Here is a 22,484-nt window from a genome sequence, read left to right as displayed (position 1 = left end):
CGGTCGACGGGGGACCGCGTCAGAAGGAGGGACCCATGCTCACCGCTCCCTATGTCACCGGCTCCCCGAACTGGATCGATCTGGGCACGCCCGACATCGAGGCCGCGAAGGCCTTCTACGGCGGTGTGTTCGGCTGGACGTTCCGGTCGGCCGGTCCCGAGGCGGGCGGCTACGGCATGTTCGAGCTCGACGGCCGTACCGTCGCGGCGGCCATGACGGTCCCACCGGAACAGGGCCCGCCGAACTGGAACGTCTACTTCCAGACGCCGGACGCCGACGCCACGGTCAAGTCGGTGGAACGGCACGGCGGGACCGTTGTCGTCCAGCCGATGGACGTCTTCGACCAGGGCCGGATGGCGATCTTCCTCGACCCGGCGGGCGCGGGCTTCGCCGGCTGGGAGCCCGGCCGTAACAAAGGACTCGACCTGGTCGACGACCCGGGCGCGCTGTGCTGGCTCGAGCTGTACACCCCGGAGCCCGACTCGGCCCTGGAGTACTACCGCCACATCTTCGGCTGGGAGACCTCCTCCATGCCCATGCCGGACGGCAGCGGGACCTACACGATGATCAATCCAGGCGGGGCCGGTCACGACGCCACGTTCGCCGGCGTCGTCCCACTGAGCGCCGACCCGCTCGAAGCGTCGGGCGGCCCCTACTGGCTCCCCTACTTCGCCGTCACCGACTGCGACGCCGCTGTGGCGAGCGCCCAGGAACTCGGTGGCGAGATCAGGATGGCCCCCCTCGACCTGGAGGGCATCGGCCGCTTCGCCAACCTCGCCGACCCGGCAGGCGCACGGTTCGCGGTGATGCAGGGCTTCCGGCCCGCGGACTGAGAACCCGTGCACGCCGGGACCGCAGGGCTGTTGAGGCTTCATTGATCCGGCGTTTATCGGCCGAGGGCAACGTGTTCGGCATGCCGATCAACACCACCGACCTCACCATTGACCGCGCCACCGACCGCGCCAACGGCCAGGAACTCTCCTGGCAGGAGACCGCGTTGTGCGCCCAGGCGGGCCCCGAGTTCTTCTTCCCGGCCCCCGGTTCCTCCACCCGCGAGGCCAAGCAGCTCTGCGGAGCGTGCGAGGGCCGCGTGGCCTGCCTGGAGTACGCCCTGACCCACGACGAGAGGTTCGGCGTCTGGGGCGGCCTCTCGGAGAAGGAACGCCACCGCCTCAAGCACGGCTCCCGCTGACCGGAAGAGGCACCCGGTCACGAGTCGATGCGGAACGTCTCCCCGTACACGCGCCACTCGAGCGGGGTCTGCAGGTCCATGTTGCCTTGGCGCAGGAAGACCCGCTGGGCGGTGTCGATCCGGGACGAGTCCCTGGTCTGCTCGGTCTTCTGGCGGCTGATCACGTCGCGGCCCGCGTCGAGGAAGGCGCCCAGATAGGCCTTCTCGTCGCCGCCCTCCGCGGCCGTGTCGGCCGCCGCCATGGCGGCCTCGCGGATGCCGTAGAAGCCCTGCGGGCCGAGCCCCGGTCCATGGAGCACCATCGCGTCGTAGTAGATGAACTGGCCGAGGGTGGACAGGCCGTCCATCTTGGCCAGCCGTACCGCCGGATCGAAGTAGATGCGATCCCGCATCAGGTCCTGCGCCTCACGGAAGGCGGGGTCCTGTGCGGCCTTGGCCCAGGCCGCCTCGAACGGCGCGCCGAGGCCTTCGTGGGAGTCACTGCCGTCGACCCTGCGCAGGGCGGGGAGGTAGCCGGCGAGAGGGTTGTCGGGGTGCTGCTCGGTGAAGTGCTCGACAAGTTGGAGCATGTCGTTCGTACCCGAGCAGAAGCCGATGATCCCTGCCGTGTAGCCGTTCCCGTCGCCGATGTCCTCGATGGCGCCGTACTGACCGCGCCAATTCAGCGTCGAGTTCTCGGCGCTCGCCACCAGCCGGGCGGCGATCTCCTTCTTCGCAGGGTCCGCGAGCCCCGGCGGCAGGGCGTCGATGCGCTCCTCCAGCTCCTGCTGCTGCTCCGGGGTGCCGGCCTTGAGGGGGTCGGGCGCCGCGGCCGTCCGGCTGACGCGCAGGCTCGGGTCGTCCTTGGGGCGTTGCGGCTCACCGTCCCCACCGAACCAGACGGAGACGGCGACGGCTATAGGGGCGCCGATCAGGACGATGCGGGTCAGGGGCTTCACGCGGGACAGAGTACGATGCGGCCGTCACGACCCAGAAGCCCCCTGCCCACCCGCGCGGACGACGGACCTCGGCCGATGCGGCCGCTGCCGCGCCCCCGCGGGAGTCAGCGGTCGGCGCGCGCGGCCATCCGGGCCTTGCGGGCGGCGAGCTTCTCGTCGAACTTGAGCGCCTCGGCGTCGAGCCCGCCCATGTACAGGCCCAGCTCCTCCTGGGCCTTGCGCCCCTCGGGTCCCAGGCCGTCGATCTCCATGACCTTCAGGAAGCGCAGCACGGGCTGGAGCACGTCGTCGTGGTGGATGCGCATGTTGTAGATCTCGCCGATCGCCATCTGCGCGGCAGCCCGCTCGAAACCGGGCATGCCGTGTCCGGGCATGCGGAAGTTGACGACGACGTCCCGCACAGCCTGCATCGTCAGGTCGGGGGCGAGCTCGAAGGCCGAGCCCAGCAGGTTCCGGTAGAAGACCATGTGCAGGTTCTCGTCGGTGGCGATGCGCGCCAGCATCCGGTCGCAGACGGGGTCGCCCGACTGGTGGCCGGTGTTGCGGTGCGACACGCGCGTCGCGAGTTCCTGGAAGGCCACGTAGGCGACGGAGTGCAGCATCGAGTGGCGGTTGTCGGACTCGAAGCCCTCCGCCATGTGGGCCATCCGGAACTGCTCCAGCTTGTCCGGGTCGACCGCGCGGGAGGTGAGCAGGTAGTCGCGCATCACGATGCCGTGCCGGCCCTCCTCCGCGGTCCAGCGGTGCACCCAGGTGCCCCAGGCGCCGTCGCGGCCGAAGAGGGTGGCGATCTCGTGGTGGTAGCTCGGGAGGTTGTCCTCGGTGAGCAGGTTCACCACGAGCGCGATCTTGCCGACGTCGGTGACCTTGGACTGGCCGGGCTCCCAGGCCTCGCCGTCCTCGAACTGACCGGGGAAGTTGCGGCCGTCGGAGAAGGGGACGTACTCGTGCGGCATCCAGTCCTTGGCGACCTTCAGATGGCGGTTGAGCTCCTTCTCCACGACCTCTTCCAGCGCGTACAGAAGCTTGGCATCGGTCCACGCTTCCGAACTGCCGAGGTGGGGAGAGGTGATCGTCACGGGGGCTCCTGGGGACGGGAGAGTTACCTACGTAGTCGTAGGTTACGAAACCGTAGGTTAAGCACGCCATAAGCCCCAGTCCAAGCCCGGATCCGGGATGTCCCATTACGTAACGCTATGGGTCCAGCTCATGGCCGGGCCGGGAGAGACATCTCACCCTTCCGGACCCGGCGGAGCCGGCGGGCGGGACCCGCCCGCCGGCTCCTTTTGCGGTCATTCCGCCAGGAACACCCCCTCCCGCAGCTCCTCCGCCGAGACGTCCCGCAGCTCGCCGTCGAGCAGCAGCCGGCGGGTGACGCCGATCGACTCCAGGAACACCGGGTCGTGACTTGCGACGATCAGCGCCCCTTCGTACGACTCCAGCGCCGCCGTCAGGCTGCGCACGCTCGCCATGTCCAGGTTGTTCGTCGGCTCGTCCAGCATGAGCAGCTTCGGGGCCGGGTCGGCCAGCAGCAGCGCCGCCAGCGCGGCACGGAACCGCTCGCCGCCCGACAGCGTCCCGGCCGGCTGGTCGGCGAGTGCGCCCCGGAACAGGAAGCGCGCCAGCCGTGCCCTGATCCGGTTGTTCGTGGCGTCCGGGGCGAACCGGGCCACGTTCTCCACCACGCTCAGCTCGTCGTCGAGCAGGTCCAGCCGCTGCGGGAGGAAACGGAGTGGCACCTCGGCCACCGCCTCGCCCGCCACCGGTTCCAGCTCACCCGCGATGGTGCGCAGCAGCGTCGTCTTGCCCGCGCCGTTGCGTCCCACGAGCGCGATCCGCTCCGGGCCGCGTACCTCGAACTCGCCCTTCACCTCGGCCCCGTACCGCAGGCGCAGGTCCCGCAGCCGCAACACACCACGCCCGGGGTGCACCTGGGTGCTGGGCAGCTCGATACGGATCTCGTCGTCGTCGCGCACCGCCTCCACGGCCCCCTCGAGGCGCTCCTTCGCCTCGGCGAGCTTCTCCGTGTGCATGATCCGGTGCTTGCCGGCCGACTCCTGGGCCGTCCGCTTGCGCGCATTCATCACGATCCGCGGCTCACGCTTGGAGTCGTACATCTTCTGGCCGTACCGCTTGCGGCGGGCCAACTTGACGTGCGCGTCGGCGAGTTCGCGCTTCTGGCGCTGCACGTCCGCCTCCGCGACACGCACCATCCGCTCCGCCGCCTCCTGTTCGACGGCGAGTGCCTGCTCGTACGCGGAGTAGTTGCCGCCGTACCAGCTGACCTCGCCGTCCCGCAGCTCTGCGATCCGGTCGACCAGTTCCAGCAGCCCGCGGTCGTGACTGACCACGACCAGCACCCCGGACCAGCGGGCCACCGCGTCGTACAGGCGTCGGCGGGCGAACAGGTCGAGGTTGTTCGTCGGCTCGTCGAGCAGCAGCACTTCGGGCCGTGCCAGCAGCAGTGCGGCCAGCCGCAGCAGGACTCCCTCGCCGCCTGAGACCTCGCCGATCGTGCGGTCGAGACCGATGTGCCCGAGACCCAGCTGGTCCAGCGTGGCCTGCGCGCGTTCTTCGACGTCCCAGTCGTCGCCGACCGCGGTGAAGTGCTCCTCGCCGGGGTCACCTCCCTCGATGGCGTGCAGCGCCGCGCGGGCCCGCGCGATGCCGAGGACCTCGTCGACCCGCAGACCGGTGTCCAGGACGACGTTCTGCGGCAGGTAGCCGACCTCGCCCATGGTGCGGACCGCTCCGTCGTGGGGTGCGGCCTCACCGGCGATCAGCTTCAACAAAGTTGACTTCCCTGACCCGTTGAGGCCGATCAGACCGGTTCTTCCCGGCCCGATCGCGATATGGAAGTCCTCGAACACGACGGTGCCGTCCGGCCATGCGAAGGCGAGCGCGGAGCAGGTGATACAGGTGGGGAAAGTAGACACAGGGCCTCCCGGTTGCTGCGTGCGGAATGGGCAACGGGTGGAGACACCGGGGCGGGGCGACGGACGCCGGGAGAGAAGAGAAGGTCCCGGTCGCGGGTGGACGGCATGAGTCGTCGAGGTCGCACACGCGGCGCACCGGCCGAAGGCCGTGCAGCACGGTGTCTCAAGACCTCAGACGAGCAACGTCCTACTCCGATCGACGACAACAGAACCGCCATACACCGTAGAAGGCGTACTGAGCCGCTGTCAACGCAATTCTCTCCGCAGCCGCCCCGCTCGCCGGCCCGTGCTGATGACGGAAACCTGCCGGCCGGTCGGCGCCCCGCCCTGATCGAGTGCAAGGCTGACGAACCTCGGTGATCTCGCCCGCCGTTTCCATGCCCTCCACGCCATGGGCCGCCCCCTCGTCCCTCCCAACGCCTGGGACACCGCGAGCGCCCGGATCATCGCCGAAGCCGGCGCGCCGGCCATCGCCACCACGAGCGCCGGCGTCGCCTGGGCCTGGGCGCGGCGGACGGCGACCAGCTGGACCGCGCCACCGCGCTCCGGCACGCCGCCCGCATCGCGGGCGCCGTGGACGTGCCCGTCGGCGCGGACATGGAGGGGCGGCCACGCCGACGACTCCGACGGCGTGGCAACCATGGTCCGCCACGTCCTCGAAGCCGATCCCCGGCGACGCGCAGCGCTCAGGCCGCGTCGCCCAGCAGATCCCTCAGGTCCTCCTCGAGCCCCAGATACAGGTGTTCCCGCCCGGCCGGGACCACTTCCTGCACCCGTTCGAGGAAACGCCGCAGTTCCCCGGTGCGGATGTGCACGATGGCCATGCCCTCCGGGGCGTGGAACTCCAGCACCGTCCGGTCGTAGCCGTACGGCCGCACCCGCACGTCACCGATGCCGGCCGGCTCATGGACCCCTTCCGCCAGCAACTCCCGCGAGAACGCCCACGACACGTCCGTACCCTCCAGGGTCGCGGGGCCGGGAAAGTCGATACGCACGGCGAAGGGATCCCGGCGGTCGTAGTGCAGTGTCGCCGGGACGGATTCCATCTGGGGCGCGGTGGCGACGAGTCGGGCCTGGACGGCCTGCTCGATGACGGTGGACAAAGGCCCGCTCCTTCGATTGCGGCTCGCTGGGGTCCTGTGGGGTGGTGTCGACACCACAGAAGACGTCGGAACGACCGGTTCCGTGCACCTTCAGGGAGCGTGACATGTGTCACCGTCCGCCGTCCGCCGTCGTGTTCCGGTCCGACCACGCACCCTGGACGGCCCCCGGCGCCTGGACTAGCTTCCAGCGCCATGACGTCCAAGGGGAAGACGAGAAGCGCGGTGTCGGTGGGGCTGTGCGCGGCTGCGGTGGCGGCAGTGTTGGCCGCCCCGGCCCAGGCGGTGCCGGCCGCGGACCGGCAGGCGAAGGCCCCTACCCCAGGCTGGAGCCTCAAGGAGAGCGGAACGGATGTACGGCTGCGAGGGCTGGCACCCGTCAGCCGGAGCACCGCGTGGGTCGCCGGCTCCAAGGGCACTGTGCTGCGCACGTACGACGGCGGCCGCAGCTGGCTCGACGTCTCGCCGTCCGGCGCGGAGGAACTGGAGTTCCGTGACATCGAGGCGTTCGACGCCCGGCGAGCTGTCGTCCTGGCCATCGGGGAGGGCGAGGCTTCCCGGTTGCTGCGCACCGAGGACGGCGGAGCGACATGGACGGAGTCGTTCCGCAACACCGACCCCCGGGCGTTCTACGACTGCGTCACCTTCTTCGACAGCCGCCATGGTCTCGCCATGAGTGACCCCGTGGACGGCAAGTACCGCCTCCTGTCCACCGGCGACGGCGGCAGGTCGTGGAAGGTACTGCCCGACGCCGGCATGCCGCCCGCCCTGCCCGGCGAGGCCGGCTTCGCGGCGAGCGGCCAGTGCCTGGTGAGCTCCGGCCCCAAGGACGTCTGGCTGGCCACGGGTGGAGGCGCGACCGCACGGGTCCTGCACTCCGCCGACCGAGGCCTGAACTGGACCGTCGCCGAGTCCACGGTGCCGGCCGGGGACCCTGCCCGCGGCGTCTTCGCGCTCGCGTTCCGCGACCGGACGCACGGCCTCGCGGTCGGCGGCGACTACCGCGCCGACCAGGCCTCGCCCCGGGCCGCAGCCGTCACGCACGACGGCGGCCACAACTGGCAGCAGTCGAAGAACCCGCCGCCCGCCTACCGCTCGGGCGTGGCTTGGCTGCCCCACAGCAGGTCCGCCGCGCTGGCCGTGGGCCCCACCGGCACGGACCTCACGACCGACGGCGGCCGCACCTGGCGCACCGTCGACACCGGCTCCTTCGACACCGTCGACTGCACGCCGGACTTCGGCTGCTGGGCGTCGGGAGAGAAGGGCAGGGTCGCGCGCCTGGAGTTCTGACGGGCCGTGACCCACAGGCCGTCAGGCAGCAGCCGACAGGCCGTCAGGAAGGCAGCTGTTGGCGGTAGGGCGCCAGCTCAGGGGCGGTCTTGGTCGCGATGAACTCGGTGATCCGGTATGTACACACCTCGCCGGCCACGAAGGGGTCGGTCGACGCGATCTTCTCGATCCGTGCGCGGTCGTCCCCGGCGGCGAGAATGATCCCGCCGTCGCGCGGCTTCTTGCGGCCCGACGCGATGAAGACGCCCTCCTCGTAAAGCGCGTCCAGCCATGCCACATGGTCTTCCAGAAGCGGTTCGACGTGCTCGATCGGCGCCGTGTAGGTCAGTTCCATCACAAACATGATCGCCAGGCTACCGGGCGGCTACTACCGATCCGGTTTCGCCGTCCGCACCGCTGGTCCGGGCTCTGCGGGAACCGCCCCGGCGGGCGGCCGCGTCCGTGAGGGCGCCGGGCCGGGGCCACGACCGGACGGGCCGCCGCACACACCGACAGGGCACTGGGCGGCCGTGCAGGAGAAGACGCCGTGTGATCAGCAAGAGATCCACGTAAGAAGAGGTTCATGTCGCACCGACTCGTGAAAGCCGTGCCGGCAGCCGCCGGTGCGGGCGCCGTCCTGGCCGTTACGCCGTTCACCGCCCAGGCCGCCTCGGCGACGGTGGGTCGAGTCCCGGAGCAGCCTCGTGGCCTGCGAATTCCGGCCGTCTGAGAGGCTGCGACCATGACGGACATCCCCCTCTGGCGTCGGCCGACCCGTGGCGGTTGGCGTATCGAGGCCGACGACTCGCGCACCCGCGTGGACGTGATCGACCCCAGCGGCCGAGTCCGCGCGTCCGTGGCCACGAAGCCCGTGCAGCACTTCACGGGCCGGTTCGCCGAACGGCAGAACGCGGTCACGAGCCGAGCGTTCGAGAGCGGCGGGCCGTCTCTGCCTGGCCGTGAACCCACCCCGGTGACGCTGCATCCGCACGACGAGCAGGCCTTCGTCAGCGACGGCCGGGGCCACGGTCACCGCCGTCGGGAGAAAACCGGTCATGCCCTTGTCCACGGCCGGCGCTACGAGTTCCTTCACACCGGGGGACAGCGCGCCGACGCGATGCGGGACGGCACCCGGATCGCGTCATTCGTCGGACGCGGCTCGCAAAGCGTCAGCCGCGACGACCACTGTGTCCTGGACGAGACCGACGAACTGGTCCTGATAATTTTCGAGAAGCTCCTGAAGCCCGGACGCCCCGGTGCCGTCTCCGACTTCTTCACCGCCCTCACCGGCTGATGCCCCTCCCCGGACTTCCGCGGAGCAGAACTGGAGGCCCTAGGGTGGGCGGCACCATGAAGATCGTCGAAGCGCCCGCCGGCTGGCCGGTGAACGAAGCAGAGGCCCTGTCGGTCCAGGACGAACTGCGCACGCGCGTCGTCCTGGACGAGCCGGGCCCGCCGGTCGGCACCGGTACGGTGACCGGTGTCGACGTCGCGTACGACGACGAGCGCGACGTCGTCGCCGCAGCGGCGGTCGTGCTGGACGCGGCGACGCTGACCGTGGTGGAAGAGGCCACCGCGATCGGCCGGGTCACCTTCCCGTACGTACCCGGGCTCCTCGCCTTCCGCGAGCTCCCGACGGTGCTGGCCGCGCTCGCCTCCCTCACGTCCGACCCCGGCCTGGTCGTCTGCGACGGCTACGGCCGGGCGCATCCCCGGAGGTTCGGGCTCGCCAGCCACCTGGGGGTCCTGACCGGGTTGCCGGTGCTCGGCGTCGCCAAGAACCCGTTCGTCTTCACCCACGCCGAACCGGGCGGGTCCCGCGGCGACTTCGCGGCGCTCGTGGCGGACGACGGGGAGGAGGTCGGCAGGGCGCTGCGTACCCAGCACGGCGTGAAGCCGGTCTTCGTCTCGGCGGGACACCGGGTGACCCTGGAATCGGCGTGCGCGCATGCGCTGCATCTGGCGCGGGACTTCCGCATACCCGAATCGACGAGGCGCGCGGATGCACTGTGCAGGCGGGCACTGCGTGAGGTCTCGGGCGGGTCCTGACGGGCCGCTGCGCGGATTCCCGAAACGGGGACAGCCCTGGTCCCCGCGCGCTCTCGGGCGTTGCGGCGGGACTCCGTCCCGACCCTCGCCCTGGTACGGGGCTCCGTACGCCCTCCAGGCGCTGCCCGGGCCGCCCCGGCTCCGCTCCCCGCCCTTGGGGGGTACCGGGCTCGTCGGAACCCGGTCGGGTTCCGTCCGGCCTCGGGCGCCCTTCGGCGTTCGCCACGGGGCTTCGCCCGCGGCCCCGCGGGCGGGAAGGTGCCGCGGCCTGCGGGCAACGGGAGCCTCGCTGGCCTTCGAGGCCCGGGGGTGGAGCCCCCAGGTCGCCGCGCGCCGTGCGGGGCGCGGTACACGGGTCCGGGCGGAGCCCGCTTCGGGACGGGGGTACCACCCACGGCCGCCAGGCCGTAGGGGGAGGGCGGGGTGGGGCACATGCCCCGCCCAGCGGCCGCCCCGGGCCCCACCCCTACCGCGTGTGCGCCACCCGGAACCGGATCCCCGCCCCCTCCAGCCGAGTCAGCAACGCGTCGCCCATCGCCACCACCGGCGTCACCTGGCCGGAAGTCTTCGGCAGCGCGTCGGCCACCAGGCACATCGCCGACTCCGCGAGGATCTTCGCCGTCTCGTCGTAGCCCGGGTCGCCGCCCGTCACCTCGGTGAGGACGCGGCGTCCGCCGCCCTCGCCGACGAAGCGGACCGAGAACCAGCTTTCGGCGCGGCGCTTCGCGCTCGGGCCGTCGCCAGGGGCGTAACGGTGCATCAGCCACTGCCGGGCAGCCGGGACCTGGGCGAGGGCGAAGCCCGCGCCGAGGGCCGCCGGGCCGGCGAGGGCCATCGGGAGGGTCTTGACCCCGGCGTAGTGGCGGTAGCGGAAGTCGGGGCCGTAGCGCTCGAGCGCGCGGGCCGAGCGGGCCACGATCTGCGGGTCGATCGTGGGCAGGGGCAGTGCCCACGTCCCGGTCTCCCGGCTGAAGTGCGGCCCGCCGAGCGGTGCCCTGGCCCGGCGGCCGACGAGGCGCGGTTCGTGCAGGCGGCGTTCCCGCGCGGCGCGCAGCGACTCCCGCGGGCGGCCCATCGCGTTGAGCGCGGAGGCCAGTGTCCCGCCGGAGAACATCGCGTTGGAGCGGACGAATCCGTCGACGGTGAGCGGTACGCCCTCGGGCAGTTGCCGGACCGTGAAGTACACGCCGAGGTCGTGGGGCGCGGAGTCGAACCCGCAGGCGTGCACGAGCCGTGCCCCCGTCTCGCGGGCGCGCGCGTCGTGCCGTACGTACATCAGGTCCACGAACTCGGGCTCGCCCGTCAGGTCGACGTAGTCCGTACCGGCGTCGGCGCAGGCCGCGACCAGGCCTTCGCCGTACCAGACGTACGGGCCGACCGTCGTTGCCACGACTCGCGTGGACTCGGCGAGCTCCCGCAGCGACCCGGCGTCGGAGGCGTCTGCTTCGACGAGGGGCAGGGCGGCGCACGCGGGGTCTATGACCGCCAGTTGCTCCCTCAGATGTTCGAGTTTGTCGAGGCTGCGTCCGGCGAGGGCCCACCGGCAGCCCTGTGGCGCGTGCCGCGCGAGGTATTCGGCGGTCAGCGCGCCGACGAATCCGGTCGCCCCGAAAAGGACGATGTCGTACGGGCGCTGTGCGCGATCCGTCCCGTTCTGGCTGTTCACTGGCTCCTCCGCCGTCAGGCCGTCCGGCGGATCAGGGCCGGCGGCCCCTGCCCCACGCCGATGTCGGTGGCTGAGGCTAGCGCGCGAGCCGGCCGGGCAGAAGATGCGTTTCCCATCGGTGATCAACCTGGGGGCCGGACAGGTGATCCGGTCGGGCCGCGGCGTGTCCCACACCTCTAAGCGCTTGCTCGGCCGAAACCCTTGTGCGGGCTGGAACGCGTTCTTATCATCACTGGTGTTACATCATTAGTGTCAAAGTGCTGGGGGCTGGATGACAGCGTCAGGGAACGGCCCGCTGGCCGGGGTCCGCGTGGTGGAGCTGGCCGGCATCGGGCCCGGCCCGTTCGCCGCGATGCTGCTCGGGGACCTCGGGGCCGACGTCGTACGGGTCGACCGCCCGGGCGGCGCCGGGCTCGCCATCGACCCGGCGTACGACCTCACCAACCGCAACAAGCGCTCGGTCCTGATCGACCTGAAGGCGAAGGACGGCGCCGGCCGGGTCCTCGACCTCGTCGAGCGCGCGGACGTGCTCATCGAGGGATACCGGCCCGGCGTCGCGGAGCGCCTCGGCGTCGGCCCCGACGAGTGCCTCGCCCGCAACCCGCGCCTGGTCTACGGGCGGATGACCGGCTGGGGCCAGCAGGGGCCGCTGGCCGAGCGGGCCGGCCATGACATCGCGTACATCGCCCTGAGCGGCACCCTCTCCATGATCGGCAAGGCCGACGAACCGCCCGCCGTCCCCGCCAACCTCGTCGGCGACTACGCGGGGGGATCGCTCTACCTGGTCATCGGCGTGCTCGCGGCCCTGCAGCACGCCCGCTCGGAGGGCGGCGCCGGCCAGGTCGTCGACGCGGCCATCGTGGACGGCGCCGCGCACCTCGCCACGATGATCCACGGCATGATGGCGGCCGGCGGCTGGCAGGACCGGCGCGGCACCAACCTCCTCGACGGCGGCTGCCCCTTCTACGGCAACTACGAGACCTCCGACGGCCGCTACATGGCGGTCGGCGCGCTGGAGCAGCAGTTCTACGACCGGTTCGTCGAGCTGCTCGGCATCAAGGACGAGGTTCCCGCCCGTAAGGACTTCGCCCGCTGGGGTGAGCTGCGCCAGGCGGTCGCCGACCGGTTCAGGACCCGCACGCGCGCCGAGTGGACCGCCGTCTTCGAGGACTCCGACGCCTGCGTGGCGCCCGTGCTGTCGCTGCGCGAGGCCCCCGCCCACCCGCATCTCGCGGCCCGCGGGACCTTCGTCGACCACGGCGGTATCACCCAGCCCGCACCGGCGCCCCGTTTCTCCGCCACCCCGGGGGCGGTGACCCGGGGGCCCGCCATGCCTGGCGCGGACACCGCGGAGGTCGCCCGTGACTGGGGCCTGGACCTGACCGTTTCCGAGGAGGACCGTTGAAGCGCCGGATCTTCACCGCGGAGCACGAGGCGTTCCGTGAGACCGTCCGCACCTTTCTCACCAAGGAGGTGCAGCCGCACTACGAGCAGTGGGAGAAGGACGGCATCGTCAGCCGCGAGGCCTGGCTGGCGGCGGGCCGCCAGGGGCTGCTCGGCCTCGCCGTCCCGGAGGAGTACGGGGGCGGCGGCAACGACGACTTCAGGTACGCGGTCGTGCTGCACGAGGAGTTCACCCGGGCGGGCGCGCCGGGCCTCGCCGTCGGTCTGCACAACGACATCATCGGCCCCTACCTGACCTCGCTCGCCACGGACGAGCAGAAGCGGCGCTGGCTGCCCGGTTTCTGCAGCGGCGAGACCATCACCGCCATCGCGATGACCGAGCCGGGCGCAGGCTCCGACCTCCAGGGCATCCGCACCACTGCCGAGGACCGCGGCGACCACTGGGTGCTCAACGGATCCAAGACGTTCATCTCCAACGGCATCCTCGCCGACCTGGTGGTCGTCGTCGCGAAGACGACGCCGGAGGGCGGCGCGCACGGGCTGTCGTTGCTGGTCGTCGAGCGCGGCATGGAGGGCTTCGAGCGGGGTCGCAACCTCGACAAGATCGGCCAGAAGTCCCAGGACACCGCCGAGTTGTTCTTCAACGACGTCCGCGTCCCGAAGGACAACCTGCTCGGTGAGCTCAACGGCGCCTTCGTCCATCTGATGACCAATCTGGCTCAGGAGCGGATGGCGATAGCCATCGCCGGGATCGCCGCCGCAGAGCACCTGCTGGAGATCACCACCGAGTACGTCAAGGAGCGCGAGGCGTTCGGCCGGCCGCTCGCGAAGCTCCAGCACATCCGCTTCGAGATCGCCGAACTGGCCACCGAGTGCGCTGTCACCCGCGCCTTCCTCGACCGCTGCATCGAGGACCACACGACGGGCGAACTGGACGCCGTCCATGCCTCGATGGCCAAGTGGTGGGCCACCGAGTTGCAGAAACGCGCCGCCGACCGCTGCCTCCAGCTGCACGGCGGGTACGGCTACATGAACGAGTACCGCGTCGCCCGGGCATTCACCGACGGACGCATCCAGACCATCTACGGCGGCACGACCGAGATCATGAAGGAGATCATCGGTCGTTCCCTGCTGGGCTAACCCTCCCGAAAGGCTGACAAGGTGAGCACCGAAGCGTACGTGTACGACGCGATCCGCACCCCGCGCGGGCGCGGAAAGGCCAACGGCGCCCTGCACGGCACCAAGCCGATCGACCTCGTCGTCGGACTGATCCACGAGATCCAGGCCCGTTTCCCCGGACTCGACCCGGCCGCGATCGACGACATCGTGCTGGGCGTCGTCGGCCCGGTCGGCGACCAGGGTTCCGACATCGCCCGGATCGCGGCCATCGCGGCCGGGCTGCCCGACACCGTCGCCGGCGTTCAGGAGAACCGCTTCTGCGCCTCCGGCCTCGAGGCCGTCAACATGGCCGCCATGAAGGTCCGTTCCGGCTGGGAGGACCTGGTCCTGGCCGGTGGTGTCGAGTCGATGTCCCGGGTGCCGATGGCCTCGGACGGCGGTGCCTGGTTCGCCGACCCGATGACCAACTTCGAGACCAACTTCGTCCCGCAGGGCATCGGCGCCGACCTGATCGCCACCCTCGGCGGCTGGTCGCGTCGTGACGTCGACGAGTACGCGGCGATGTCGCAGGAGCGGGCCGCCGCCGCGTGGAAGGACGGCCGCTTCGACCGCTCGGTCGTCCCCGTCCGTGACCGCAACGGCCTGGTCGTCCTCGACCACGACGAGCACATGCGGCCCGGTACCACCGCCGAATCCCTCGCCGCACTCAAGCCCTCGTTCGCGGGCATCGGCGACCTCGGCGGCTTCGACGCCGTCGCACTGCAGAGGTACCACTGGGTCGAGAAGATCGATCACGTCCACCACGCGGGCAACTCCTCGGGCATCGTCGACGGCGCGGCCCTCGTCGCCATCGGCTCCATGGAGGTCGGCGAGCGCCACGGCCTGACCCCGCGTGCCCGGATCGTCTCCGCCGCCGTCTCCGGCTCCGAGCCGACCATCATGCTCACCGGTCCCGCGCCCGCCACCCGCAAGGCACTCGCCAAGGCCGGGCTGACCATCGACGACATCGACCTCGTCGAGATCAACGAGGCCTTCGCCGGCGTCGTCCTGCGCTTCGCCCAGGACATGGACCTGTCCTTGGACAAGGTCAACGTGAACGGCGGTGCGATCGCCATGGGCCATCCGCTCGGAGCGACCGGAGCGATGATCCTCGGCACCCTCATCGACGAACTGGAGCGCCAGGACAAGCGGTACGGCCTCGCGACCCTGTGCGTGGGCGGCGGCATGGGCGTCGCCACCGTCGTCGAGCGTCTCTGACACCCGTCCTCTTCCGCTTCCGCCTTACGGAGTAGCCACCACCATGAGCGAGCCCACCACCATCCGCTGGGAACAGGACGAGACCGGCGTCGTCACCCTCGTCCTCGACGACCCGAACCAGTCCGCCAACACCATGAACCAGGCCTTCAAGGCTTCCATCGCGGCGATCGCCGACCGCGTGGAGGCCGAGCAGGACTCCATCCGCGGCATCATCTTCACCTCCGCCAAGAAGACCTTCTTCGCGGGCGGCGACCTCAAGGAGATGATCCAGGCAGGGCCCGAGGACGCGGAGTTCGTCTTCGAGGCGGGCATGGGCATCAAGCGGGCCCTGCGCCGTATCGAGACCATCGGCAAGCCCGTGGTCGCCGCCATCAACGGCGCGGCCCTCGGCGGCGGTTACGAGATCGCCCTGGCCTGCCACCACCGCATCGCGCTCGACGCACCCGGCTCCAGGCTCGGCCTGCCCGAGGTCACCCTCGGACTGCTCCCGGCCGGCGGCGGCGTCACCCGCACCGTACGGCTCATGGGCATCGCCGACGCGCTGCTGAAGGTGCTGATCCAGGGCACCCAGTACAGCCCGGCGCGAGCGCTGGAGAACGGCCTGGTCCACGAAGTGGCCGCCACCGAGGAGGAGATGCTCGCGAAGGCCCGCGCCTTCATCGACGCCAACCCCGAGTCGCAGCAGCCCTGGGACGTCAAGGGGTACAAGATCCCCGGCGGCACCCCGTCCAACCCGAAGTTCGCCGCCAACCTTCCCGCGTTCCCCGCGAACCTGCGCAAGCAGACCGCCGGCGCGCCCTACCCGGCGCCGCGCAACATCCTTGCGGCCGCCGTCGAGGGCTCGCAGGTCGACTTCGAGACCGCGCAGGTCATCGAGGCCCGTTACTTCACCGAGTTGGTCACCGGCGCGATCGCCAAGAACATGATGCAGGCGTTCTTCTTCGACCTGCAGGCGGTCAACGCCGGCCGCAGCCGACCGGGGGGCATCGAGCCGCGGCGGGTGCGCAAGGTCGCCGTCCTCGGCGCCGGCATGATGGGCGCCGGCATCGCCTACTCCTGCGCCCGCGCAGGGATCGACGTCGTCCTCAAGGACGTCACCGCCGAGGCCGCCGCCAAGGGCAAGGGGTACTCGGAGAAGCTGTGCGCCAAGGCCGTGACCCGGGGCCGTACCACCCAGGAGAAGGCCGACGCGCTGCTCGCCAGGATCACCCCGACCGCGGACGCCGCCGACCTCGCGGGCTGCGACGCCGTGATCGAGGCCGTCTTCGAGGACACCGCGCTCAAGCACAAGGTCTTCCAGGAGATCCAGGACGTCGTCGAGCCCGACGCACTGCTCTGCTCCAACACCTCCACGCTCCCCATCACCGTCCTCGCCGAAGGCGTCTCGCGGCAGGACGACTTCATCGGGCTGCACTTCTTCTCGCCCGTCGACAAGATGCCGCTGGTGGAGATCATCAAGGGCGAGCGCACCGGCGAGACGGCGCTGGCCCGCGCCTTCGACCTGGTCCGGCAGATCAACAAGACGCCGATCGTCGTCAACGACTCCCGCGGCTTCTTCACCTCCCGGGTCATCGGCCAGTTCATCAACGAGGGCGTGGCGATGGTCGGCGAGGGCGTCGACCCCGTCTCCGTGGAGCAGGCGGCGGCGCAGGCCGGCTACCCGGCCAAGGTGCTCTCCCTCATGGACGAGCTGACCCTCACCCTGCCGCGCAAGATCCGGGGCGAGACGAAGCGGGCGGTCGAGGAGGCGGGCGGCACCTGGGCCGGCCATCCCTCGGACACGGTGATCGACCGCATGGTGGACGAGTTCGGCCGCACCGGGCGCAGCGGCGGCGCGGGCTTCTACGACTACGACGAGGACGGCAATCGCGCCGGCCTGTGGCCGGGCGTGCGCGAGCACTTCACACGCGCCGACGCCGATGTCCCGTTCGAGGACATGAAGGAGAGAATGCTCTTCTCCGAGGCCCTGGACACCGTCCGCTGCCTTGAGGAGAACGTGCTGATGTCGGTCGCCGACGCCAACATCGGCTCCATCATGGGCATCGGATTCCCCGCCTGGACCGGCGGTGCCCTGCAGTACATCAACGGCTACGAGGGCGGCCTGACCGGCTTCGTGGCCCGCGCCCGCCAACTGGCCGAGCGTTACGGCGAGCGCTTCCAGCCGCCCGCGCTGCTCGTGGAGAAGGCCGAGCGCGGCGAGGTCTTCAGCGACGCGTGACGGCGGCCCGGGTGGCAGCTACCGGCCCCGCCGGTAGCTGCAACCGTCCTTCGTCCGGGTCAGCAGCCCGGCGACCACCAGATGGCGGCGCAGGGCAGCACAGTCGTCATGTACACCGAGCAGCGCGTCGTTGACCTCGCGCTCGGTGTAGACGCGGCCCGGTTCGAAGAGCGTCTGCGCGAGGTGCACGAGCAACTGCTCGCGGCGGGCCGACTTACGGGGGACGGTGGTCAGCCGCCCCCGGGAGAAGAGGGCGTGGACGCCGCGGGCAGTGCTGGTTCCTTGATCGGACATGCCGGGAAGCCTCGCGCACCCCTCGGCGCCGGGCAACGCATTTACGGCTCCGCTACGCCTCGGTCGTGAACGCCGCCCGCAGCTCTTCACGCAGTGACCGCTGGAACGCCGTCACCAGGGCCTGGATCACCAGCGGCTGCATATGGGCGGACAGCGACTTCATGGCCGCCACATGGTCCGGATCCGACTCGCGCTCACGGTAGGGGCCCCAGACCTCGTCACGGAAGAGCCGGCTCAGGTCGTGGGCGGCGGCCCGTGCGTGCTCCAGCAGCACGGTGCGGGACGCGAGGATCGTCTCGTGCGCGATCGGCACGTCCAGCAGCTCCACGCCGAGCCGCAGCAGACCACCGTCCAGCCGGTACGCGTCCCGCCCGGCCCGGTCCAGCACTCCCATCGCCGCCAGCCGGTCGACATCCTGGTCGGTCAGCGCCCGGCCCGCCCTGCGCTCCAGCTCCTGCCGGCCGACCTCCTCCGCCGACTCCGGGGCCCATGAGGCGACCAGCGCGCGGTGGATCGCGAGATCCTGCGCGCTCAGGTCCGGCGGCAACTGCTCCAGATAGCGTTCGATCGCGGCGAGTGTCATGCCCTGGTGCTGGAGCTCCTCGATCAGCGCCAGCCGGGACAGGTGCCCGGTGCCGTAGTGCCCGACCCGGCGGGGACCGATCACGGGGGGAGGCAGCAGACCGCGGGTGCTGTAGAACCGGATGGTGCGCACGGTCACCCCGGCCCGCGCGGCCAGTTCGTCGACGGTGAGCCTCGGCTCCTCGGTCTCGGTCGCCATGACCCTCCTTCTGCTGAACACTCCGGTGCAACAGTATTGCTGTCTCACCAGTCCTGTGAAAGCCGTGCGCCGGGCCGGGGCGCGTTGTCAGTGGCGGAACGTACGGTGGTTCCATGTCCGAGATCAGATATGTCCGGGGGGACGCCACCGTGCCGCAGGGCAAAGGCGTCAAGCTGATCGTGCATGTGTGCAACGACCTGGGCGGCTGGGGGAAGGGATTCGTCCTCGCCCTCTCCCGCCGCTGGCCGGAGCCCGAGGCGGCCTACCGACGCTGGCACCGCGAGCGCGCCGGCAACGACTTCGCCCTGGGCGCTGCCCAGTTCGTCAGGGTCGGCCCGTATCTGTGGGTGGCCAACATCGTTGGCCAGCGCGGCATGCGCACCGGCAGCAAAGGCGTCCCCGTCCGCTACGACGCGATCGACAAGGCCCTCGCCGCGGTGGCGGACAAGGCCCTGGAACTGAACGCCTCCGTCCACATGCCGCGCATCGGATGCGGTCTCGCGGGCGGCAGGTGGTCGCGGATCGAACCGCTGATAGCCGACCGGCTCACGGCCCGCGACATCGAGGTCACGGTCTACGACCACGGCGACTGACCGGACGCCGCGGCCGCTCTGTCGCGCATGCATGACAACGGCGTGCCCACCCGGGGGCGGGCACGCCCTGCTGAGAGGGACCTCGACGTCAGTAGACGGCGACCCCGTATGCGCTGAGGGCCTCCTTGACCGGCTGGTGGAGGGCCGAGCCGCTGCCGCCCGTGCAGCCGGAGCTGCCGGAGTGGATGCCGAGCGCCGTGGAGCCGGCGAAGTGGGCGCCGCCGCTGTCGCCGCCCGCTGAACAGGCGGTGGTGCGGACGAGGTTGTGGACCGGGCCGTCGCTGTAGTTCACGGTGACGTTCACCGCCGTCACCGTGCCGCTGGTGAGCCCGGTGCTGGATCCGCTCTTGCGGATCGACTGGCCGACGATCGCGTCGGCCGCCGCGGTGATGTCCTGGTGACTCCCGTTGTGGAGGTTGACGTCGCCCGCCGGCTGGGAGCCGTCGGTGTAGCGGACGATGCCGTGGTCGTTGGTCGGGAAGCTGGTGCCCTCACGGGTGCCGATCGAGGGGCCGCCGGAGGTGGCGTACCAACTGCTCGCGGCGTTGGTGCAGTGCCCGGCGGTCAGAAAGTAACGGGCCGTGCCCTTGGAGACGTTGAAGGCGGCCGAGCACCGGTAGCCGCCGCCGTAGATCGCGTCGCCGCCCCGGACCTCCTTCTTGAACACCCCGGGGACACGCGTGATGCCGACGGCGTCACCGAGCCGTGCCGTGACGCTCCGCAGCTTTGCCATGGAGGCCGCGGAGACGGTGCTGTCGGCCTCGATGGCGACCTTGTTGGCCGACGGGTCGATACCCCACGACGTGCCGGCGATCTGCGCCTTGGACTCCAGGGTGTCCATGGCGGCCGTCAGCTGGGCCATGCTGCGCTCGACGAGCTCGGCCCGGGCGCCGGTGGCCCGCACCTCCGCCGCGGCCTCGGCGTCGGTGACGGTGACGACGAGTTCGCCGCTCTCCGCGTCGAGGTACGAGCCGGCGGTGCGTTCGCCGAGGTCGCGTTCGAGGAAGGTGTGCAGGGCGTACTGGGCGGGTGATGCGGCGACGCCAGGGCCCGGGTTTTTGCCGGTGTCGGCCGCGTCCGCGGCCGATGAGCCGAGTCCGACGGTGGTCAGGGCCAGCAGGGCGGGAAGGCAGATGCGCGCGCGGAGCGTGCGTCTCATGGGGGCTTCTCCTTCGTACGAGTCCGTGTGGGGGATTGCCTGACGGCAATGTGGACTGGACCAGTCCGGAGTGCGGACTCAATGTGGCATGGCCCTGACATGGAGCCAAGGGCTTCGTCGACGCCTTGCGCCTACTGGCCGGAGGCGATCACCGGATAGTGGTCGGACAGGTTGGTGTACGTGTACCTGGTGCCCCAACTGGAGACCGACCAGGGCGCGCTCTGCTCCTTGATCACCTCATTGGTCCAGCCGGACGGCTTCACGTGCCCGGCCCGGTGCAGTACGAAGTCGAGGTCCTCGCGGGGGTCGTCGGGGTAGCGCTCGGCGGCGATCGAGTTCTCCTCGGTGTCGAAGGAGTACGGGTGGCCGGTGCGTGTGTCGGCCCCTGCCAGACCGCCGTCGGCGAGCATCGAGGCGTACTCGGGAGTGCGCGAGTCCACGTTCAAGTCGCCCGCCACGACGACCTGCTCGGCGGCCGGGATGTTCTTGCCGTCCAGGAAGGCGTCCATCGCGCGGAACTGACGGCTGCGCATCTCGGCGGCCTCGCCCGCGCCGCAGCCGGGGTCCGTGGACTGGGTGTGGGTGCCCACCACATGCACCCTGGTGCCGTTCACGTCGAGGACGGCGTAGACGAAGCCCTTGTTCGACCACCAGTCCGCGCCGCACGCGTCCTTGAAGACGTACTGCTCCTTGCGGACGATCGGCCACTTGCTGAGGACGGCGACCCCGCCGTCCTCCGGTGTGGTCGACGAGTAGGAGCCGCCCGTAGCGTCCCAGCCGTCCCTGCTCCGGCCCATCACCGGCGTCCGGTACGGATACTGGCCCGCGGCACGCTGCAACAGCGCGTCCGAGGAGGAGTTGTCGAACGCCTCCTGGAGCACGACGACGTCGTTGCCCTGGAAGAACGGCGCCGCCGGGATGGCGGCGGCCCGGTGGTCCTGGCCCCAGTTGCGGTAGAGCGACTTGCTGAAGAGGAACGCGTTGTAGGTGAGGACCTTCAGGTTGGGCGTCCCGGCGGCCGCGGCCGCAGTCGGAGCGGCGCCCGCCAGGGCGGTGGCGGTGAGCGCGGCGGACAGGGTGGCGGACACGGCTGCGCCGGAGAAACGGCGGAACTTCGCGTGCGGCACTGGATCTCCCGTTCGTGGTGGGGGGTTCCCACCGGCCTGTGGGCCGGCGCCGCACATCAAAGCAGTCGTAGTTACCTTCTGGTAATAGCCGGGTGCCCGCTTTCTTCACGCCGTCCCACGATCACGGGCGGATCCCGTCGCAGGCGATGGGCAGATGCCGCGGCCCGCGCAGCACGGCGTTCTGCCGGTACGTGGGCGGGTCCTCCAGCAGACGGGGGTTCTCCAGCCTGCGGGCCAGTTCCGAGAGGGCGAGTTGGGCCTCCAGCCGGGCGAGCGGTGCGCCGAAGCAACTGTGGATCCCGCTGCCCAGGCCGAGGTGCTGGATGTCCCGGCGGTCCGGGTCGAAGCGGTCCGGGTCCTCGAAGCGCTCAGGGTCCCGGTTGCCGGACGCCAGAACCAGCCAGATGGAGGCGCCCTTGGGGATGGTGACGCCGCGGACCTCGATGTCGGCGAGGGTGGTGCGCTGCGGCACCAGCTGCACCGGCGGCTCGAAGCGCAGCAACTCCTCGACGATGGGCACGGCCAGCCGTGGATCCGAACGCAGCCGCTGCAGGACGTCCGGGTTGCGCAGCAGGGTCAGCATTCCGTTGGTGACGAGGTTGACGGTGGTCTCGTGCCCCGCGATGAGCAGCAGCGCCGCGGTGCTGAGCAGTTCCATCGTGGTCATCGCGCCGTCCTGGCCCTTGGCCGTCGCCAGCTCGGAGAGGATGTCGTCTCCGGGGTTCTTGCGGCGCTCCTCGATCAGGCCGGCCAGGTACATGCCCAGCTGCGTACGGGCGTCGTGCGAGGCCTTGCCCCCTTGGGCGGGATCCGCGTCCGGGTCGGGGTCCAGGCTCGCGGCGATGGCGTCCGCCCAGGTGTGGAAGCGCGCCTCGTCGTCGCGCGGCACCCCGAGCAGCCGGCAGATCACTGTCACCGGGAAGGGGTACGAGAACTGCTCGACCAGATCGATCCGTCCGGTGTCGCCGAGGCCGTCGATGAGGCCGGAGACGATGCCGTGGAGCTCTCCACGCATCCCGTCGACCCGGTGGGGGGAGTGCGGCGGGCCGAAGGGCCGGTTCGTCATGCGTCGCAGTCGGTCGTGCTCCGGCGGGTCGAGCCGCAGGAAGCCCGGTGGCAGGGCGGTCTCCTCCTCCTGGGCCGACTCGGCCAGCGGGTCGCCGGCGGTCGATGCCAGATTGCGGGCGTCGGAACTGATCCGGGGATCGTGGAGGAGACTGCGGATCTCGTAGTAGGTGCCGACGACGTACGGCCCGTCCTCTTCGTGGTGGACCGGCGTCTTTCGAAGCTCTTCGTAGATCGGGTACGGATCGGCGCGGTTGGCGTAGTCCAGGATCTGGTGCAGCAGGGATTGCGTCATGGCGGGTCCTCGTGGCCGTGCG

The 22,484-nt window shown here is 70.8% G+C and carries 22 protein-coding genes and 1 pseudogene; 12 read left to right on the top strand and 11 right to left on the bottom strand.

The window, feature by feature from the left end; genetic code table 11:
* The first annotated feature begins 35 nt into the window (after window positions 1–35).
* A complete protein-coding gene (locus tag IE198_RS01690) occupies window positions 36–833 on the top strand; it encodes a VOC family protein (protein WP_189881838.1) in 798 nt (265 codons plus the stop codon).
* 80 nt (window positions 834–913) lie between these two features.
* Complete coding sequence (locus IE198_RS01685) at window positions 914–1,192, top strand: WhiB family transcriptional regulator (RefSeq protein ID WP_229833678.1); 279 nt, start codon at window positions 914–916, stop codon at window positions 1,190–1,192.
* Window positions 1,193–1,209: 17 nt separating this feature from the next.
* Here the strand turns inward: IE198_RS01685 and IE198_RS01680 are convergent, their stop codons facing one another.
* From IE198_RS01680 to IE198_RS01670, 3 genes are all read right to left on the bottom strand, one after another.
* The gene (locus IE198_RS01680; protein WP_229833723.1) at window positions 1,210–2,121 is read right to left on the bottom strand and encodes a chitosanase; all 912 of its coding nucleotides are present in this window, start codon (window positions 2,119–2,121) and stop codon (window positions 1,210–1,212) included.
* 113 nt (window positions 2,122–2,234) lie between these two features.
* Window positions 2,235–3,209: an acyl-ACP desaturase gene (locus IE198_RS01675; protein ID WP_189881836.1), complete on the bottom strand. Its 975-nt coding sequence runs from the start codon at window positions 3,207–3,209 to the stop codon at window positions 2,235–2,237.
* Window positions 3,210–3,422: 213 nt separating this feature from the next.
* The gene (locus tag IE198_RS01670) at window positions 3,423–5,066 is read right to left on the bottom strand and encodes an ABC-F family ATP-binding cassette domain-containing protein (protein WP_189881835.1); all 1,644 of its coding nucleotides are present in this window, start codon (window positions 5,064–5,066) and stop codon (window positions 3,423–3,425) included.
* A 391-nt stretch (window positions 5,067–5,457) separates the two neighbouring features.
* Here IE198_RS01670 and IE198_RS36510 point away from each other — a divergent pair.
* Window positions 5,458–5,655 (top strand): annotated as a pseudogene (locus tag IE198_RS36510) (isocitrate lyase/phosphoenolpyruvate mutase family protein); the annotation flags it as partial.
* A 97-nt stretch (window positions 5,656–5,752) separates the two neighbouring features.
* On the opposite strand, the gene ssgD reads toward IE198_RS36510, so the two are convergent.
* Window positions 5,753–6,169: a spore wall synthesis regulator SsgD gene (gene ssgD, locus IE198_RS01660; protein WP_189881833.1), complete on the bottom strand. Its 417-nt coding sequence runs from the start codon at window positions 6,167–6,169 to the stop codon at window positions 5,753–5,755.
* A gap of 192 nt (window positions 6,170–6,361) precedes the next feature.
* Between ssgD and IE198_RS01655 the strand changes: the two genes are divergently transcribed.
* Window positions 6,362–7,456, top strand: coding sequence for a WD40/YVTN/BNR-like repeat-containing protein (locus tag IE198_RS01655; RefSeq protein WP_189881831.1), 1,095 nt, complete (start codon window positions 6,362–6,364; stop codon window positions 7,454–7,456).
* Between the two features lie 43 nt (window positions 7,457–7,499).
* Here the strand turns inward: IE198_RS01655 and IE198_RS01650 are convergent, their stop codons facing one another.
* A complete protein-coding gene (locus IE198_RS01650) occupies window positions 7,500–7,799 on the bottom strand; it encodes a YciI family protein (protein WP_189881829.1) in 300 nt (99 codons plus the stop codon).
* Between the two features lie 219 nt (window positions 7,800–8,018).
* On the opposite strand from IE198_RS01650, the gene IE198_RS01645 reads away from it, so the two are divergent.
* The 3 genes from IE198_RS01645 to IE198_RS01635 are packed head-to-tail and all read left to right on the top strand — an operon-like array spanning window position 8,019 to window position 9,484.
* The gene (locus IE198_RS01645) at window positions 8,019–8,165 is read left to right on the top strand and encodes a hypothetical protein (RefSeq protein ID WP_189881827.1); all 147 of its coding nucleotides are present in this window, start codon (window positions 8,019–8,021) and stop codon (window positions 8,163–8,165) included.
* Between the two features lie 12 nt (window positions 8,166–8,177).
* Window positions 8,178–8,729: a hypothetical protein gene (locus IE198_RS01640; protein ID WP_189881825.1), complete on the top strand. Its 552-nt coding sequence runs from the start codon at window positions 8,178–8,180 to the stop codon at window positions 8,727–8,729.
* A gap of 56 nt (window positions 8,730–8,785) precedes the next feature.
* Window positions 8,786–9,484, top strand: a complete 699-nt coding sequence (locus IE198_RS01635; protein WP_189881823.1) for an endonuclease V — start codon at window positions 8,786–8,788, stop codon at window positions 9,482–9,484.
* A 466-nt stretch (window positions 9,485–9,950) separates the two neighbouring features.
* Here IE198_RS01635 and IE198_RS01630 read toward each other — a convergent pair whose 3' ends face one another.
* Entirely contained in the window at window positions 9,951–11,150 is a 1,200-nt protein-coding gene (locus IE198_RS01630) for a saccharopine dehydrogenase family protein (RefSeq protein ID WP_189881821.1), read from the bottom strand.
* Between the two features lie 271 nt (window positions 11,151–11,421).
* On the opposite strand from IE198_RS01630, the gene IE198_RS01625 reads away from it, so the two are divergent.
* Genes IE198_RS01625 through IE198_RS01610 form a run of 4 tightly spaced genes read left to right on the top strand, consistent with a single transcriptional unit; the run spans window position 11,422 to window position 17,148 of the window.
* The gene (locus tag IE198_RS01625) at window positions 11,422–12,555 is read left to right on the top strand and encodes a CaiB/BaiF CoA transferase family protein (protein ID WP_189881819.1); all 1,134 of its coding nucleotides are present in this window, start codon (window positions 11,422–11,424) and stop codon (window positions 12,553–12,555) included.
* Window positions 12,552–13,694, top strand: a complete 1,143-nt coding sequence (locus IE198_RS01620; protein WP_189881818.1) for an acyl-CoA dehydrogenase family protein — start codon at window positions 12,552–12,554, stop codon at window positions 13,692–13,694. The genes IE198_RS01625 and IE198_RS01620 overlap by 4 nt, the downstream gene beginning before the upstream one ends.
* A 21-nt stretch (window positions 13,695–13,715) precedes the next feature.
* Complete coding sequence (locus IE198_RS01615; RefSeq protein WP_189881816.1) at window positions 13,716–14,930, top strand: acetyl-CoA C-acetyltransferase; 1,215 nt, start codon at window positions 13,716–13,718, stop codon at window positions 14,928–14,930.
* A gap of 43 nt (window positions 14,931–14,973) precedes the next feature.
* Window positions 14,974–17,148, top strand: a complete 2,175-nt coding sequence (locus IE198_RS01610) for a 3-hydroxyacyl-CoA dehydrogenase NAD-binding domain-containing protein (RefSeq protein WP_189881813.1) — start codon at window positions 14,974–14,976, stop codon at window positions 17,146–17,148.
* An 18-nt stretch (window positions 17,149–17,166) separates the two neighbouring features.
* On the opposite strand, the gene IE198_RS01605 is transcribed toward IE198_RS01610, so the two are convergent.
* Together IE198_RS01605 and IE198_RS01600 are read right to left on the bottom strand one after the other, a co-directional pair.
* Window positions 17,167–17,442 (bottom strand): DUF2087 domain-containing protein, encoded by a 276-nt coding sequence (locus IE198_RS01605; protein ID WP_189881811.1) that lies wholly within the window; start codon window positions 17,440–17,442, stop codon window positions 17,167–17,169.
* A 52-nt stretch (window positions 17,443–17,494) separates the two neighbouring features.
* On the bottom strand, window positions 17,495–18,223 hold the full coding sequence (locus tag IE198_RS01600) for a MerR family transcriptional regulator (RefSeq protein WP_189881810.1): 729 nt from the start codon (window positions 18,221–18,223) through the stop codon (window positions 17,495–17,497).
* Between the two features lie 113 nt (window positions 18,224–18,336).
* Between IE198_RS01600 and IE198_RS01595 the strand changes: the two genes are divergently transcribed.
* Window positions 18,337–18,816 (top strand): macro domain-containing protein, encoded by a 480-nt coding sequence (locus tag IE198_RS01595; protein ID WP_189881807.1) that lies wholly within the window; start codon window positions 18,337–18,339, stop codon window positions 18,814–18,816.
* 88 nt (window positions 18,817–18,904) lie between these two features.
* On the opposite strand, the gene IE198_RS01590 is transcribed toward IE198_RS01595, so the two are convergent.
* From IE198_RS01590 to IE198_RS01580, 3 genes are all read right to left on the bottom strand, one after another.
* Window positions 18,905–19,975, bottom strand: coding sequence for a S1 family peptidase (locus tag IE198_RS01590; RefSeq protein WP_189881805.1), 1,071 nt, complete (start codon window positions 19,973–19,975; stop codon window positions 18,905–18,907).
* Between the two features lie 131 nt (window positions 19,976–20,106).
* Window positions 20,107–21,102 (bottom strand): sphingomyelin phosphodiesterase, encoded by a 996-nt coding sequence (gene sph, locus IE198_RS01585; protein WP_189881803.1) that lies wholly within the window; start codon window positions 21,100–21,102, stop codon window positions 20,107–20,109.
* A gap of 121 nt (window positions 21,103–21,223) precedes the next feature.
* Entirely contained in the window at window positions 21,224–22,462 is a 1,239-nt protein-coding gene (locus IE198_RS01580) for a cytochrome P450 (protein ID WP_189881801.1), read from the bottom strand.
* Between the last annotated feature and the right edge of the window lie 22 nt (window positions 22,463–22,484).

The organism is Streptomyces xantholiticus (assembly GCF_014651015.1).
Lineage (GTDB): Bacteria > Actinomycetota > Actinomycetes > Streptomycetales > Streptomycetaceae > Streptomyces > Streptomyces xantholiticus.
This window is presented reverse-complemented; position numbering and strand designations above follow the sequence as displayed.

Excerpts from the sequence above, each read along its gene's own strand:
- IE198_RS01690 (WP_189881838.1), top strand. The coding sequence starts at position 36 with ATGCTCACCGCTCCCTATGTCACCGGCTCCCCGAACTGGATCGATCTG.
- IE198_RS01685 (WP_229833678.1), top strand. The coding sequence starts at position 914 with ATGCCGATCAACACCACCGACCTCACCATTGACCGCGCCACCGACCGC.
- IE198_RS01655 (WP_189881831.1), top strand. The coding sequence starts at position 6,362 with ATGACGTCCAAGGGGAAGACGAGAAGCGCGGTGTCGGTGGGGCTGTGC.
- IE198_RS01650 (WP_189881829.1), bottom strand. The coding sequence starts at position 7,799 with ATGTTTGTGATGGAACTGACCTACACGGCGCCGATCGAGCACGTCGAA.
- IE198_RS01645 (WP_189881827.1), top strand. The coding sequence starts at position 8,019 with ATGTCGCACCGACTCGTGAAAGCCGTGCCGGCAGCCGCCGGTGCGGGC.
- IE198_RS01640 (WP_189881825.1), top strand. The coding sequence starts at position 8,178 with ATGACGGACATCCCCCTCTGGCGTCGGCCGACCCGTGGCGGTTGGCGT.
- IE198_RS01635 (WP_189881823.1), top strand. The coding sequence starts at position 8,786 with ATGAAGATCGTCGAAGCGCCCGCCGGCTGGCCGGTGAACGAAGCAGAG.
- IE198_RS01625 (WP_189881819.1), top strand. The coding sequence starts at position 11,422 with ATGACAGCGTCAGGGAACGGCCCGCTGGCCGGGGTCCGCGTGGTGGAG.
- IE198_RS01610 (WP_189881813.1), top strand. The coding sequence starts at position 14,974 with ATGAGCGAGCCCACCACCATCCGCTGGGAACAGGACGAGACCGGCGTC.
- IE198_RS01605 (WP_189881811.1), bottom strand. The coding sequence starts at position 17,442 with ATGTCCGATCAAGGAACCAGCACTGCCCGCGGCGTCCACGCCCTCTTC.
- IE198_RS01600 (WP_189881810.1), bottom strand. The coding sequence starts at position 18,223 with ATGGCGACCGAGACCGAGGAGCCGAGGCTCACCGTCGACGAACTGGCC.
- IE198_RS01595 (WP_189881807.1), top strand. The coding sequence starts at position 18,337 with ATGTCCGAGATCAGATATGTCCGGGGGGACGCCACCGTGCCGCAGGGC.
- IE198_RS01590 (WP_189881805.1), bottom strand. The coding sequence starts at position 19,975 with ATGAGACGCACGCTCCGCGCGCGCATCTGCCTTCCCGCCCTGCTGGCC.
- IE198_RS01580 (WP_189881801.1), bottom strand. The coding sequence starts at position 22,462 with ATGACGCAATCCCTGCTGCACCAGATCCTGGACTACGCCAACCGCGCC.